Here is a 14,362-nt window from a genome sequence, read left to right as displayed (position 1 = left end):
CTCCATAACTATTATGCGGACATTCGATAACAGTTATCAAGTGAATTATAGGTGCTCACTTGGTCGGATGGCTGGCTTGCTGGCGGCCGAAGTCCGGAGCGTCCACTTCCTGACCGGCATCGATGATGCCCCGCCGCACGGCACGTGTGCGCGTGAACAGGTCGAACAGCGCGTCTCCATCTCCCCAGCGAACCGAGCGCTGGAGTGATGCCAGATCCTCTGAAAACCGTGCCAGCATTTCAAGGATCGCTTCCTTGTTATGCAGGCAGACATCGCGCCACATAGTCGGGTCCGAAGCGGCCAGGCGGGTGAAATCGCGAAAACCTGATGCCGAATATTTGATAACTTCGGAATTCGTCACTTCTTCGAGATCGCTCGCCGTCCCGACGATGTTGTAGGCAATGAGATGCGGAAGGTGCGAGACGATGGCGAGAACCCGGTCATGATGGACCGGGTCCATCGTATCGAGCCGCGACCCGCAGGCTTCCCAGAATTTCGTCAGCCGGTCGATGGCAACGGGATCGGTCCCTTCCAGGGGTGTCAGGATGCACCAGCGATTGGCGAAGAGTTCGGCAAAGCCGGCGTCGGGGCCGGAATACTCCGTTCCGGCGAGCGGGTGGCCCGGAATGAAATGCACATGCGCCGGAAGTTCCGGTTGCATCTGTGCAATGACCGAGCCCTTGGTCGAGCCGACATCGGTAACAATGGCTCCCGGTTTCAACGAACCGGCAATCTGCCGGGCAATCGCGCCTGATGAGCCAACGGGGACCGAGATGATGACGAGATCGGCGTTCTTCACTGCCTCGGCACTATCGAGGGCGTAGCTGTCGCCGAGGCCCAGTTCCTCGGCCCGTGCCAGGGTGCTTTCACTGCGGGTGGAGATGACGATATGACCGGCGAGGCCTTCGCGCTTGATGACGCGTGCCAGCGACGAACCGATAAGGCCGATGCCGATCAGTGCGATGGTGTCGAAATGAACTTTGGACATTGTTTTACTTCAGGAATTCGGAGAGTGCGGCGACTACGCCGCGATTGGCTTCTTCGGATCCGATGGTAAGGCGCAACGCGTTCGGAAATCCGTATCCCGTAACGCGGCGCAAAATATAGCCCTTGCTCGTGAGGTAGGCGTCGGCCTTCTCAGCCGACTTCGCCGCATTATCGGGGAAATGCACGAGTACGAAATTTCCGACCGACGGCGTGACGCGCAGGCCAAGAGCCGTCAGCTGCTCTGTCAGCCAGGGCAGCCATTTTTCATTGAAAGCCACGGCTTGATCGACATGCGCACGATCGCGGATTGCTGCAGCACCGGCAACGATTGCTGCCGAGTTCAGATTGAACGGACCGCGAATGCGGTTCACCGCATCGATGACGTGAGCCGGCGCGAACATCCAGCCGATACGAAGAGCGGCGAGGCCATGAATCTTGGAAAAGGTGCGGGTCATCACGACGTTTTCACATGACGAGACCAGTTCGACACCGGCCTCATAATCATTGCGGCGCACATATTCCGCATAGGCGGCGTCGAGCACCAGCAATACGTTCTTCGGCAGGCCAGCATGCAGGCGGCGCACTTCTTCGAAAGGCAGGTATGTACCGGTCGGATTGTTCGGGTTGGCCAGAAACACGATCTTCGTATGTGGGGTCACCGCGCTCAGGATGGCGTCGACCTCGGCACGCTCATTGTTTTCCTTGGCTACGACCGGTGTCGCTCCCGCAGCCATGATGTAGATCTTGTACACCATGAAGCCGTGCTCGGTGTAAATGGCTTTATCACCCGGCGAAAGATAGGTCTGGCACAGGAGACCGAGCAACTCGTCAGAGCCATTACCACAAAGAATATTGTCGGCGTTCAAACCATGGACATCGGCAATGGCTTTTTTCAACGCCGTTGCCTGGCCGTCCGGGTAAATCTCCAGCCGCTCCGCCGCCGCACGATAGGCATCGATTGCTTGCTTGCTGGCGCCAAGCGGCGTTTCATTGGACGACAGCTTGTAGACTTTTGCAACACCGGGAGCATGTTCCTTGCCGGGGACATATGCTGCAATGTCCAGCAAACCGGCTTTCGGGGTGGGGCGCATGTCTTTAACTGTCGTGGTCATGATTGATCCGTAACATCGTTCGATCGATGGTCTTTGCTGGCAAAAGCAACCGTGCGGACATAGCTGCCAAAGAGCCTCATGTCGAGAACAAGTTGCTCCGCGAGGGTTTGAGAACCTTTGAAATGCAAAGAAACCATTGACTTTGCACGTACTGCAACCATACCTACCCGGCACCTCGCTCTAAACTGCGTAATCATGACCAAAACCAGCCGATCAGCGCCCAAGAACGATCAGAAAAGCCTGGAAGCTACAAATCCCCACAGTCCGGTGGTGGAGTTTGGGGCTGACAAGCCGCTGCACCTCGATAGCGGCGTTTCACTGTCGCCCTTTCGCATCGCCTACCAGTCCTATGGCGAGCTCAACGCAGACAAATCCAATGCGATCCTGATCTGTCATGCGCTGACCGGTGACCAGCATGTTGCCAATCTGCATCCCGTCACCGGCAAGCCGGGCTGGTGGGAAACGCTTGTCGGCCCCGGCAAACCTGTCGACACGGATCGCTATTTTGTTCTCTGTTCCAATGTCCTTGGCGGGTGCCTTGGTTCAACCGGCCCCGCCTCGATCAACCCGGAAACAGGCAAGGCCTATGCGCTTGATCTGCCGGTCATCACCATCGCCGACATGGTGCGGGCTCAAGCCATGCTCGTGGACCATTTTGGCATCGAGCAGCTCTTTGCCGTTATCGGCGGCTCGATGGGCGGCATGCAGGTCCTCGAATGGGCGTCGAGCCATTCCGATAAGGTGTTTGCGGCTGTTGCCATTGCAACCGGTGCGCGTCACTCCTCGCAGAATATCGCTTTCCACGAAGTAGGGCGTCAGGCCGTCATGGCTGACCCCGAGTGGAAGGAAGGCCGCTATCTCGAAGCAGGAACCGTTCCGCGCAAGGGCCTCTCCGTCGCCCGCATGGCGGCGCATATCACCTATCTTTCCGAGACCGCCTTGCACCGCAAGTTCGGGCGCAATTTGCAGGACCGGCAGAATGTGACCTTCGGCTTCGATGCGGATTTCCAGATCGAGAGCTATTTGCGCTACCAGGGCATGAGCTTCGTCGAGCGTTTCGATCCCAACTCCTATCTCTACATGACCCGCGCCATGGATTACTTCGATCTTGCGGCGGAGCATGAAGGCCGCCTGGCCGATGCCTTCGCCGGATCAAAGACTCGCTTCTGCATTGTTTCCTTCACCAGTGACTGGCTGTTCCCCACCAGCGAAAGCCGCACCGTCGCCCATGCGCTGAATGCGGCGGGAGCCTCCGTTTCCTTTGTCGAGATCGAATCCGATCGCGGCCATGATGCTTTCCTGCTGGATGAGCCGGAGATGTTCTCCGCCATCAACGGGTTCATCCGTTCAGCGGCCCGGGCGAAGGGGCTTATTGCCTCATGAGCGTCAACGTCCATCCCCGCGTCGACTTTGATGTCATCGCCTCACTGGTCGAGCCCGGCTCACGTGTGCTTGACGTCGGCTGTGGCGACGGTGAATTGCTGGAGCTGCTGCAAACCACCAAGGGCGTCGATGGCCGCGGTGTCGAGCTGTCGCAAAAGGGCGTCAACGAATCCGTCGCGCGTGGCCTGTCTGTCATTCAGGGCGACGCTGACAGTGACCTGAAATATTACCCCGATGCCGGCTTCGACTACGTGATCCTGTCGCAGACTTTGCAGGCCACCCGCAACCCTAAGAATGTTCTGACCGAACTCCTGCGCATCGGCGAAAAGGCCATCGTCTCCTTCCCGAATTTCGGCCATTGGCGCGTGCGGGCTTCGCTCGCCATCAATGGACGTATGCCGGTGACAAAGGACCTGCCCTATAGTTGGTATGACACGCCCAACATCCACTTCTGCACCATCAACGATTTTGTCGACATGACCAAGGAGGTCGGTGCGCATGTGGAATCGGCTGTCGCGCTCAACGCTTTTGGCGGACGGCTTGGCTTCAACATGCCCTGGGGATTCTGGAACCTCTTCGGCCAGCAAGCGGTGTTCCTTCTCAAACGCTGATTCGGCATTCCTGACAGAAATCGCCTAAAACCATTCGATTCTCGTACAAGAATTCACGATTCTGGTGCAAGAATCTAAACCCAAGCGGGTAATTTGGTTGTGTCAACGCGAACTGGCGCTGGCCGTGCCTTGCGGCGAGAGGACAGGCACGAACACGCGCCGCGAGGTACGCTTGGCCACCGGCAGCCCCTGATAGATGCGTTTTTGCGCCTCGACAATTAGCACGCCCGAGAACATTGGCCAGAAGCGCCGGCCCATCCGCTCGAACAGGGCCGCGGGGCGCATCATCCAGCGCCGCGACGATGGCGGGAAGAACAGCGCCTCGGCCCAGGGACCGGGGGTGAAATTCGCCTCGCGTAAAATGCGGGTCAGCTGACCCCGGCTATAGGGCCGCCCGCTGCCGAACGGAGTGTGCTCGAAGCGCGCCCAAAGCCCACGCCGATTGGGAACGACGACAACCAGCCGCCCGTTGGGCGCCAGCACCCGCCACATTTCTTTCAGCGTTTCGCGTGGATCCTCGGCATGTTCCAGCGCGTGCACCATCAACACTCTGTCGACAGCCGAATCCGGCAAGGGCAAATCTTCTTCGAAAATCAACGCGGTAGAGGACGGCTCAGCAGGCGGCCAGCTGACGGCACCCTGCCCGGCGGGCATGAAAGCGAAGGTGCGCTCGGTATCGCCACGAAAGCGGTCAAGATAGGGAACGGCATAGCCGAGACCCACGAGACGCTCTCCCGGCAGCTTTGGCCAGATGGGTGCCAGCGCCATGGTAATCGAGCGCTCGGCCAGATGGCCGAGCGTGGAAGCATAGAAAGCGCGAAGATCGATGATGTCGAGATGCATGGCCGCAACCTAACATGACAAACAGGAACATCAAGAAATGGCTGGAACATGGGTTGCGCCTGTCCGAATGCGGACTATCCTGCATGGAGCAAGCATGAAGAGAATGACCATGTCCCATCTGCAAATCGAACAATTTACTGCCAGAACCGACAATTTTGGCGTCCTGATCCACGATCCGGAGGCTAATCTGACCGCCTCCATCGATGCACCTGAAGAAAAGCCTATTCTCGATGCGCTGCGCCGCCGCGGCTGGACGCTGACGCATATCTTCACGACTCACCATCATGCCGATCATGTCGAGGCCAATCTCGCCCTGAAGAAACGGTTCGGCGTGGAGATTATCGGACCTCATGACGAAAGAGCCCAGATACCGGGCATCGATCGCGCCGTCAGCCACGGCGAGCGGTTCCAGTTCGGCAATTTCAGCGTGGATGTGATCTCGACACCGGGCCATACGGCTGGTGAGATATCGTTCCATATTCCGGCTGCCAAGGTTGCTTTCACCGGAGATACGTTGTTCTCGCTCGGATGCGGCCGCCTTTTCGAAGGGACTCCGGCGACCATGTTCAAGTCGCTGCAGCGGTTGATCGCATTGCCGGTCGAGACGGAGATCTATTGCGGTCATGAGTATAGCGAGAGCAATGCCCGCTTCGCTTTGACGATCGACCCGGAAAACTCAGCGCTCAAGGAACGCGCCCGGGAAATCATGGCGCTGCGCGAAGCCGGCCAGCCGACATTGCCAACGACGGTCCTTCGGGAAATGGCGACCAATCCGTTTCTCCGGTGGCATGATCCCGCGATCCGCAGAAATCTTAAGATGGAAGAGGCGAGCGACGAAGCGGTCTTTACCGAGATCCGTAAGCGCAAGGACAATTTCTGATGGTACTGACAGCAGACGAAATTCGCCGGCATCTTGGCCTCGAGCCGCATCCCGAAGGCAGTTCTTACGTGCAAACATTTCGTGACAATGAGAATGGCTGGCCCGCCGGTGGACGCGGCCATTCGACAGCCATCTATTTCCTTCTGGAAAAGGGCGAAGTCTCGGCCTGGCACCGGGTCAAGGATGCGGCTGAGGTCTGGCACTGGTATGGCGGCGCGTCCCTGCTTCTGACCATTGCGTTCGAGGGCTCTCCGCATGAGACGCACAGGCTAGGACTCGACCTGGCGGCTGGCGAGCGCCCGCAAGCCATTGTTCCAGCTGGTCAATGGCAGACCGCTACGAGCCTTGGCGACTGGACACTTGTTGGTTGCACTGTCGCACCCGGCTTCGATTTTGCCCAATTCGAGCTGGCCGAGCCGGGCTGGGAGCCGTAGGGTCAAGGCCTAAGCCGACCGGCGTTTGAGCAGCATTTCCTTGGCCGCCAGAACTGCGCCAAGCGTGATCAGCAGGCAGGCAAGCAGGACGCGTGTTGTCGGTTCGGTCACGCCAGCGATAATCAGCACAAGCGTCGACAGTAGTGGTGCTGCATAGCTCGATGCGCCGAGCACCTGAATATTGCCGCGCTTGACGCCATAGTCCCAGACGTAGAACGCAGCGCCGACCGGAAAGAGCCCCAGCCCCAGTACGGCGAGCCACTGGATGATCCCTTCTGGCCAGACGGTCTGCTCCAGCAGCAAATGCGAAATCAGCGAAAGTACCGATGTCGCCACACAGAAACCGGTTACCGCGTCAGTTGGTACGTTTGCAAAGCGTCGCGACAACAGCGAATATGCAGCCCAGGTCAGCGCACATAGCCCCGCCATCGCATAGCCGAAGCTGTACTGGGCATCAAAGCCAACGCCACCGCCCTTGGTAATGATCAGCACCGTTCCCGACAGTCCCAGCAGCGTGCCGACAATATGGAACCAGCGAAGCCGTTCACCCGGCATCAGCGCCGACCCAACCACGATGAACAGCGGCCAAAGATAAGCGATCAGACTGGCATCCACTGCCGGAGCGTTACGCAGCGCCGTGAAATAGAGGAAGTGATAGCCGAATAGCCCGACAACGCCGAGCAGCCACACCTTTGCCGGTTGGCGCAGATGCTGCGCGGCCCCGGGGCGCCAGATCCAGGAGATCAGTCCCAGACTTGCACCGATAGCGAAAGTCATGGCTGTCAGCTGAAACGGCGGCACCTTGCCCGAAACATCGGTGAAAAGCGCGAGCATTGCCCACATGATGATCGCAAGGAATCCAACAAACGTAGCCAAGCAGCGCTCCCAAATTCGAAAGCGGCGCCCAGCCGCGTTTATTGTGTCTTTTCGAAACGGGTTGCGTAAACAGCTACCGTACCGATCTGCGTGCCAATCTTGGCCTGCACCGGCGAATAAATAGCGGACTTGCCGAACGATGCAAAGGTGAGACTGATCCTGCTCGAATTTTTCAGATATTCGATGGCCTTTCGCCCTGACTGATAGCCGGCGATCGGGACAAATTTCGCGGTGCAAGTGATAGCGTCCCCTTTGAAACCTTGGGTGGCAAAGGGCTTTGCACCGCCGGAAGGAGAGAGTTTGAGATCGACGCGCGTCTGACCGTCATAGAGATGCAGCGTCTGCTTGCAGACCTTATCGAGACTGCTCGCCGAGACCATCACCCCGGAAATCGGATCGGCCACAGATTGAAGATCGGCAGGCGACAGCTCGACCCAGTTCTTCTTCTTGTTGATGGGTGGAACATTGGTCGTATTCGTCACATTCCCATTGGTAAAGGCGATGGAGGTGCTCTTGTCGCGCTTACCGTGCCTGTATTTGACCACATAGGAATTCGGCACCGGGCCGTTCTTGGCTAACTGCCCGGTCACATCGAGCTCGCCATTGGTGTCGTCAAACAGACTGGCCAGTCCCGAACTGGAAAGCTTGCCGGTTACCTTATAGGCGCCGCCGTCCGATACAACAGTCGAAAAATTCGCCTTGGCGATCGACAGGCCAAACAGCGAAACGCGATAATCTGTCTGATAGGATTGGGCCGCCCGGGCCGGTGCAGCCGCCATCAGTACAATCGCGGCCAAGGGAACTGTTACAATTACCCGGCTGGAAAAATGCCGCTTGGCTTTCATTCTCTGTCATTCCCGTCCAAAGCAGTCCCTGCAGCATTCGTTCGACCGTATAAAGCAGGCAAAGTTGTGATAAACATATAAAAGCAAGCACAGTTACGCAAAAGCTGTGCCAAACAGGGCAGAAGCGCACTTGACGCGCGCGGCTCATATCACTATAGAAACGCGACTTCCCAATAGGCCGCCTGTCCGATAAGCGCGCCGCTGCACGGCGACGTGCGATGGTAACAAGAAACATTCGGGCTATAGGTAATGAAATTTGAAGGTGAGACCCAATGTCCCGCACATGTGAATTGACCGCTAAATCGGTACAGTACGGTAACAATGTGAGCCACGCGAACAACAGAACGCGCCGCCGCTTTTTGCCAAATCTTTGCCATGTAACACTGATCTCCGAAGCTCTCGGTCAGAGCTTCCGTCTGCGCGTTTCGGCCCATGCCCTGCGCAGCGTCGAGCATCGCGGTGGCCTGGATGCGTTCCTGGTCAAGGCCGACGAGAAGGAGCTGTCGCAGCGCGCTCGTCTCCTGAAGCGTCAGATTGCCAAGAAGCTTCTTGAAGCTCCGGTCGCTGCTTAATTAGCTAGCACCCGCTTCATTTGTGATTGAGGCCAGCTTCGGCTGGCCTTATTGCTGTCGCCATCACCGCTGCTGGTTCCATTACCCAGGATAAAAAAATGCCGCTCAAAAGCGCTTATTCCCCGTCGGACTTCATTCTTCCAGTCCTCGCCATGTGCGGGGTCGTTGCTGCGTCCAATATCCTGGTTCAGTATCCTTTCGATCATTTCGGATTGGACGATATACTCACCTACGGTGCCTTCACCTATCCGATTGCCTTTCTCGTCAATGATCTGGCCAATCGGCGCTTTGGCCCAGCCTTTGCGCGCAAGGTCGTCTATGTGGGGTTCGCTATCGCGGTTATCCTGTCGATCTGGCTGGCGACGCCGCGCATCGCGATTGCATCCGGCACCGCCTTCCTGACTGCCCAGCTTCTCGACATCACTGTTTTCAATAAATTGCGGCAGCTGACGTGGTGGAAGGCGCCCTTCGCCTCCGCCATCTTTGGCTCGCTTCTCGATACGCTGCTTTTTTTCTCGATTGCCTTTGCCGCGAACTTCGCCTGGATCGATGCGGCGACTGGTCAGACAGACTCATCCCTCGCCATGCTCGTACCATTCTTCGGCACGGAGATTCCGTTGTGGATGTCGCTCGGCTTTGGCGACCTCATGGTCAAGATGGTGATGGCGATCGTGATGCTGGTGCCTTATGGCGCTATCCTCGCCATCTTCGCCCCCGCCATCTACTCCGCCAACCGGAATTCCAGATAAAGATTACGCTGGACGATCGAATGGTTGTCATCTGACACCAGCGAGAGGCGGGTACTCCCGTCCTCGGCCTGCCACACATCGAGCCCTTCCATATTGTCGATCTGATCGCGCATATCCGCTTGCAGGATGAAGGGCCCGTCCACCGTAGCGCCGGGCCCGATATCCTCCGCGGCAATACGGCGAATGCGCAATGTTACCCCGCTGGAGATACTGAAGCGCCGCTCCAGCAACAGCAGGTCGCCGTTGGGAAGAAAGTCACCGTCGCTAATATCGAAATCGTCGAGCCGCTTGACATAGAAAATCCCCTCTCGCGGTCCCTCGAGCACGGCGGCAAACATGTCGCCCGCCCCGTTGATGCTCTTCTCGGTCACTGCCACCCGCGCGCCCTGCAAAGGGCTGGAAACTGGCGCGTAGGCTATGGTTTCAATGCCGCGATTGTTGCGCAGTTCGTTCTTCGGTATCGGCAGAGGAATGTCCTTCGGCTTCGACGCGAAGTTCTCGAGGTCCAGGGCAAACTCTGCGATGCGATGGATGCGTTCGAACGACACCGTAGCGGTCTGGCCGGAAACGCTCATGCCCTCCGCGTCGGAGTTCCACTTACCCTCGACCGGCAATCCCTCTTCGCTCTGGATCGGCGCTAGGCGAAAATCATTGATTGAAGCAGGCCTGCCCCGCTCATCGCGCAACATCTTGCCTGCATACCAAAGACCGGTATCGGTGATACCTAGAAATTCTTTTCCCGAATCCAGATAGCGAAATGCGGATAGACCACTGAATTCGCGATTGGCAGAGGTCATTTCCAGACCACCGACAAACTCCAGCGCGCCGAAGCGGGTATCGGACGATCCGATACGAAAATTTGAAATGACCTGGGATGTTATGACGGCGGGAGAAACCGCACTGTCCTCGGCCAGGGCGGTCGCAACAAAGAGAAATGGAACTGTACAAAATAGCGGTGCGCGCCGAAAAAACAGCGCGATCCGATTCATATTATCGCCGCGCTGACTTTTTTGCAGTCTGCCGCTCCTGCTCTTCAAACAAGGAGGCCAGTTGCTCGGTCATGGCACCTGCGAGTTCCTCGGCATCGACGATAGTAACGGCGCGGCGGTAGTAACGCGTCACATCGTGTCCGATACCAATGGCGATCAGTTCAACCGGCGAACGCGTCTCGATCTCTTCGATCACCGCACGCAAATGCCGTTCGAGATAGTTGCCGGGATTGACCGACAAGGTGGAGTCATCGACCGGCGCACCATCGGAAATCATCATCAGGATACGACGCTGCTCGGGACGGCTCAGGAGGCGTTGATGCGCCCAGATCAGCGCTTCACCGTCGATGTTCTCCTTCAGGAGACCTTCACGCATCATCAGGCCGAGATTGCGCCGTGAGCGCCGCCACGGGGCGTCCGCGCGCTTGTAGACAATATGGCGCAAATCATTGAGACGCCCGGGATTGGCGGGCTTGCCACGCTCCAGCCATGCCTCGCGCGCTTGGCCGCCCTTCCAGGCTTTAGTGGTGAAGCCGAGGATTTCCACCTTCACGCCGCAACGCTCCAGCGTGCGCGCCAGAATGTCGGCGCATGTAGCGGCAACGGTAATCGGCCGGCCACGCATCGATCCGGAATTGTCGATCAGCAACGTCACGACTGTATCGCGGAAATCCGTATCGCGTTCCTGCTTGTAGGAAAGCGGCTGTGTCGGGTCGATCACGATGCGCACGAGGCGGGCTGAATCGAGATAGCCTTCTTCCAGATCGAAATCCCACGAGCGGTTCTGTTGTGCCATCAGGCGGCGCTGCAGCCTGTTTGCCAGCCGGCCGACAACACCGGAAAGATTGGCAAGCTGCTTGTCGAGAAATGCCCGCAGGCGTTCCAGCTCCGCCTCATCGCAGAGCTCTTCCGCATCCGTCGTCTCGTCGAACTCCTGGGTGAAAATCTTGTATCCGCTTTCACTGCCAAGATTGGAGAACGGCGGGTTGGGACGGCGCGCCTCGCCGGGTATTTCCGCATCAGCATCCGAATCCTCATCCATATCGTCGGACGATGCATCTGCGGCCTCCGTCTCGCCGGCCTGGCTATCATCGCTGGATGTGTCGGAATCATCGCTCTCGGACGAATCGCTGCCCTGATCCTCCTCAGAGCCACCTTCGTTGTTCTCTTCAGGCTCGGGCGCGTCTTCGTTGTCCTGGCTATCGTCCTGCTCGCTTTCCTGAGCAAGCTCTTCAGCCATTTCCATGGAAGCCAGCATTTCGCGTACGACACGGGCGAAGGCATTCTGATCGTTGATCTTGGAAGTCAAATGATCAAGATCGGTCGCAGCCTTTTCCTCGATCCAGTCGCGCCAGAGATCGAGCACATTGCCGGCCGATTCGGGCGCCTTGCGTCCTGTCAGCTTTTCACGAACCAGCAGCGCGACTGCTTCTTCGAGCGGGGCCTCCGCCTTGTCGGTGATCGCCGGGAAATTGGCGCGGGCATATTTGTCCGCCAGCATCGACGTCAGGTTCTCGGCAACGCCATCCATGCGCAATGCGCCGATCGCTTCGACGCGTGCCTGTTCGACGGCATCGAAGATCGCCCTGGCCTGTTTGCCTTCCGGCGCAAGCGTGGCATGAATACGGTCGTTGTGGCACGCCTTGCGCAACGCCATCGAATCGCCAATGCCGCGGGTAATCGCAATATCATTGGCAGACGGACGCTTGGGCAAATCAAGAAGCCGGGCACGATGCCCGGTCAGCGCAGGCTTGTCGTTACCGAAGCTGACTTCCATCTCATGGTCGCCAGCGATCGCACGCATGCACGCCGTAACGGCACGCTTGAAAGGCTCGGAATCAACCGGACCCTTCGGATTTGCGCGTGAATTGTCTCCCGGACCTGCCATTTTTCCGTGATGCTCAGCTTATGACGACGTTGGCCGTGGATTCCGGCAGTTCCTTGCCAAAGGCGCGCTGATAGAATTCGGCAACGATCGGGCGTTCCAGTTCATCGCATTTATTGAGGAAAGTCAGGCGGAAAGCGAAACCGACATCCTTGAAGATATCGGCATTTTCAGCCCAGGTGATGACCGTACGCGGACTCATGACCGTCGACAGATCGCCATTGATGAAGGCGGAGCGGGTCATGTCGGCGACACGGACCATCTTGGAGATGATCTCCCTGCCTTCCTTGTTCTGGTAGTGCTTGGCCTTTGCCGCAACGATAGCTGCCTCATTGTCATGCGGCAGATAATTGAGTGTCGTCACGATGGACCAGCGGTCCATCTGCGCCTGATTGATCTGCTGCGTGCCATGATAAAGGCCTGTCGTATCGCCGAGACCAACCGTGTTAGCCGTGGCGAACAGGCGGAAGGCTGGATGCGGACGAATAACCCGGCTCTGGTCGAGCAAGGTCAGCCGGCCGGATGATTCGAGCACACGCTGGATCACGAACATCACGTCGGGACGGCCTGCGTCATATTCGTCGAAAACCAGAGCGACATTGTGCTGATAGGCCCAGGGCAGGATACCATCGCGGAATTCCGTGATCTGCATGCCTTCCTTGACGACGATCGCGTCCTTGCCGACGAGATCGATACGGCTGACATGGCTGTCGAGGTTGACGCGCACGCAGGGCCAGTTGAGGCGGGCGGCGACTTGTTCGATGTGGGTCGACTTACCGGTACCGTGATAGCCGGAAACCATGACGCGGCGGTTGTAGGCGAAGCCGGCCAGAATGGCGAGCGTCGTCTGTTTGTCGAACAGATAGTCCGTATCGATTTCCGGCACATAGGCGTCGCCTGCCTTATAGGCAGGAACCATCATATCGGTTTCAAAACCGAACAGCTTTGCGGCAGAAACCGTTGTATCCGGCAAATTCGCAATATCGCGATCAACCTTATTCATCATGCCTCCAGCGCGACTGCACGGGCAGACGCATAAAGATAGTTTGAAACCTCGCTATGAGGTCCCGAATTCGGCTCAATCGCGGGTTAGCAGAAACCAGCCGCCTTGAGCAATTGATAGGCTTGGATTACGTCACGGAAACGATCCTCGGAAGCCCTATCACCGCCATTAGCATCAGGGTGATGGATCTTCACAAGTTCTTTATAGCGCGACTTTATGTCTTCGCCAGTGGCTTTTGCGCCAAGCCCGAGCGTATCCAGTGCTTTCGACTCCAATGGCTTGAGCTTGCGGACATGCACCCGCGCCTCATTGAATACGCTGTTGGGGTCGCGGAATCTGTTCTGATAGGCGGCGCGACCAGAACGCAACTTCGAAAAGTCAGGGGATGTCTTGGCGCTGGCGCTGGCTTGGGCGCGCGTACTGGCGCTTGCGCCGGCTCCACTGCCAGGCAGCCCGGCAACGGTCCAGGTCGGACGATCACCCGTCAGCGCTTCCTTCTGGTAGCGCGCCACTTCTGCGTCGGACAATCCGGAGAAATAATTATAGCCCTTATTGTATTCACGCACATGGTCGATGCAGAAATGGAAGAACTCGCCTTCCTTCTCACGGCCCACCGGCGCACGATGCGGGCCAGGCTTGTCACACCCATCCCACTGGCACACGGGAGTGCGCGATTTTTCCTCATCCGCCTTCTTTGGCCGGATACGGATGCTATCAAAATATTTCGAATTTGAGGTCATCGAGTCAGATTATCTTAGCTAAGCATGAATTGACATTTACCCATGGATCGACCTAACGCCTGAAATGGCGGTAAATTTGTGATCATGTACGGATTTGCCAAGTGAAACTACCATATGGGCGCAGGAGAACGAAATGTCCACTCAGTCAGCGATCGAAAACAAACTGACGCAGGCTTTTCATCCCGTTTCTTTGGCAGTCATCAATGAAAGCCACCTCCACGCTGGTCACCATCATTCCGACAGCGATCATCATGGCACATTTGATGGGTCAGGCGAAACGCATTTTCGCGTGCGGATTGTCGCGGAGGCTTTCGCCGGCATGTCGCGGGTCGCGCGTCATCGTGCGATCAACGACGTGCTGCAGGACGAACTGAAGGGTAGTGTACACGCGCTGGCGCTCGAACCAGCTGCCCCCGGCGAAGCAACGCGCCGTTAAGCGCCTCAAGGGGTCCT

Annotated in this window: 16 protein-coding genes; 7 read left to right on the top strand and 9 right to left on the bottom strand. The window is 57.6% G+C overall.

Features of this window, described 5'->3' with window-relative positions; translation table 11 throughout:
• Window positions 1-55 precede the first annotated feature (55 nt).
• Together BLM14_RS02170 and hisC are read right to left on the bottom strand one after the other, a co-directional pair.
• Entirely contained in the window at window positions 56-988 is a 933-nt protein-coding gene (locus BLM14_RS02170) for a prephenate/arogenate dehydrogenase family protein (protein ID WP_099997894.1), read from the bottom strand.
• A gap of 4 nt (window positions 989-992) precedes the next feature.
• On the bottom strand, window positions 993-2,099 hold the full coding sequence (hisC, locus tag BLM14_RS02165) for a histidinol-phosphate transaminase (protein WP_099997893.1): 1,107 nt from the start codon (window positions 2,097-2,099) through the stop codon (window positions 993-995).
• 195 nt (window positions 2,100-2,294) lie between these two features.
• On the opposite strand from hisC, the gene metX reads away from it, so the two are divergent.
• Window positions 2,295-3,482, top strand: coding sequence for a homoserine O-acetyltransferase MetX (gene metX / locus BLM14_RS02160; RefSeq protein ID WP_099997892.1), 1,188 nt, complete (start codon window positions 2,295-2,297; stop codon window positions 3,480-3,482).
• Window positions 3,479-4,093, top strand: coding sequence for a methionine biosynthesis protein MetW (gene metW / locus BLM14_RS02155; protein ID WP_099997891.1), 615 nt, complete (start codon window positions 3,479-3,481; stop codon window positions 4,091-4,093). The genes metX and metW overlap by 4 nt, the downstream gene beginning before the upstream one ends.
• Before the next feature lie 102 nt (window positions 4,094-4,195).
• On the opposite strand, the gene BLM14_RS02150 is transcribed toward metW, so the two are convergent.
• The gene (locus BLM14_RS02150; RefSeq protein ID WP_099997890.1) at window positions 4,196-4,936 is read right to left on the bottom strand and encodes a class I SAM-dependent methyltransferase; all 741 of its coding nucleotides are present in this window, start codon (window positions 4,934-4,936) and stop codon (window positions 4,196-4,198) included.
• Between the two features lie 94 nt (window positions 4,937-5,030).
• Here BLM14_RS02150 and gloB point away from each other — a divergent pair, with 94 nt between their 5' ends.
• Both gloB and BLM14_RS02140 read left to right on the top strand, forming a co-directional pair.
• A complete protein-coding gene (gene gloB, locus BLM14_RS02145; protein WP_418314198.1) occupies window positions 5,031-5,816 on the top strand; it encodes a hydroxyacylglutathione hydrolase in 786 nt (261 codons plus the stop codon).
• Entirely contained in the window at window positions 5,816-6,250 is a 435-nt protein-coding gene (locus BLM14_RS02140; RefSeq protein WP_099997889.1) for a cupin domain-containing protein, read from the top strand. Before gloB ends, BLM14_RS02140 begins: the two co-directional genes overlap by 1 nt.
• Window positions 6,251-6,259: 9 nt before the next feature.
• Here BLM14_RS02140 and yddG read toward each other — a convergent pair whose 3' ends face one another.
• Together yddG and BLM14_RS02130 are read right to left on the bottom strand one after the other, a co-directional pair.
• Entirely contained in the window at window positions 6,260-7,093 is an 834-nt protein-coding gene (gene yddG / locus BLM14_RS02135) for an aromatic amino acid exporter YddG (RefSeq protein ID WP_237143507.1), read from the bottom strand.
• Between the two features lie 71 nt (window positions 7,094-7,164).
• The gene (locus tag BLM14_RS02130; protein WP_099997887.1) at window positions 7,165-7,971 is read right to left on the bottom strand and encodes a DUF3108 domain-containing protein; all 807 of its coding nucleotides are present in this window, start codon (window positions 7,969-7,971) and stop codon (window positions 7,165-7,167) included.
• Between the two features lie 272 nt (window positions 7,972-8,243).
• Here BLM14_RS02130 and rpmB point away from each other — a divergent pair, with 272 nt between their 5' ends.
• A complete protein-coding gene (gene rpmB / locus BLM14_RS02125) occupies window positions 8,244-8,543 on the top strand; it encodes a 50S ribosomal protein L28 (RefSeq protein WP_099997886.1) in 300 nt (99 codons plus the stop codon).
• 98 nt (window positions 8,544-8,641) lie between these two features.
• Complete coding sequence (locus BLM14_RS02120) at window positions 8,642-9,292, top strand: queuosine precursor transporter (RefSeq protein ID WP_099997885.1); 651 nt, start codon at window positions 8,642-8,644, stop codon at window positions 9,290-9,292.
• On the opposite strand, the gene BLM14_RS02115 is transcribed toward BLM14_RS02120, so the two are convergent.
• The 4 genes from BLM14_RS02115 to BLM14_RS02100 form a co-directional block, all read right to left on the bottom strand.
• A complete protein-coding gene (locus BLM14_RS02115; RefSeq protein ID WP_099997884.1) occupies window positions 9,265-10,281 on the bottom strand; it encodes an esterase-like activity of phytase family protein in 1,017 nt (338 codons plus the stop codon). The two genes, BLM14_RS02120 and BLM14_RS02115, sit on opposite strands and share 28 nt — an antisense overlap.
• A gap of 1 nt (window position 10,282) precedes the next feature.
• Window positions 10,283-12,169, bottom strand: coding sequence for a cobaltochelatase subunit CobT (cobT, locus tag BLM14_RS02110; protein WP_099997883.1), 1,887 nt, complete (start codon window positions 12,167-12,169; stop codon window positions 10,283-10,285).
• Between the two features lie 13 nt (window positions 12,170-12,182).
• Entirely contained in the window at window positions 12,183-13,169 is a 987-nt protein-coding gene (gene cobS, locus BLM14_RS02105; RefSeq protein WP_099997882.1) for a cobaltochelatase subunit CobS, read from the bottom strand.
• An 86-nt stretch (window positions 13,170-13,255) separates the two neighbouring features.
• A complete protein-coding gene (locus BLM14_RS02100) occupies window positions 13,256-13,909 on the bottom strand; it encodes a J domain-containing protein (protein ID WP_099997880.1) in 654 nt (217 codons plus the stop codon).
• Window positions 13,910-14,042: 133 nt separating this feature from the next.
• Here BLM14_RS02100 and BLM14_RS02095 point away from each other — a divergent pair, with 133 nt between their 5' ends.
• On the top strand, window positions 14,043-14,345 hold the full coding sequence (locus BLM14_RS02095) for a BolA family protein (protein WP_099997879.1): 303 nt from the start codon (window positions 14,043-14,045) through the stop codon (window positions 14,343-14,345).
• Window positions 14,346-14,362: the final 17 nt, after the last annotated feature.

The sequence above is a fragment of the Phyllobacterium zundukense genome (genome assembly GCF_002764115.1).
GTDB classification, from domain to species: Bacteria; Pseudomonadota; Alphaproteobacteria; order Rhizobiales; family Rhizobiaceae; genus Phyllobacterium; species Phyllobacterium zundukense.
This window is presented reverse-complemented; position numbering and strand designations above follow the sequence as displayed.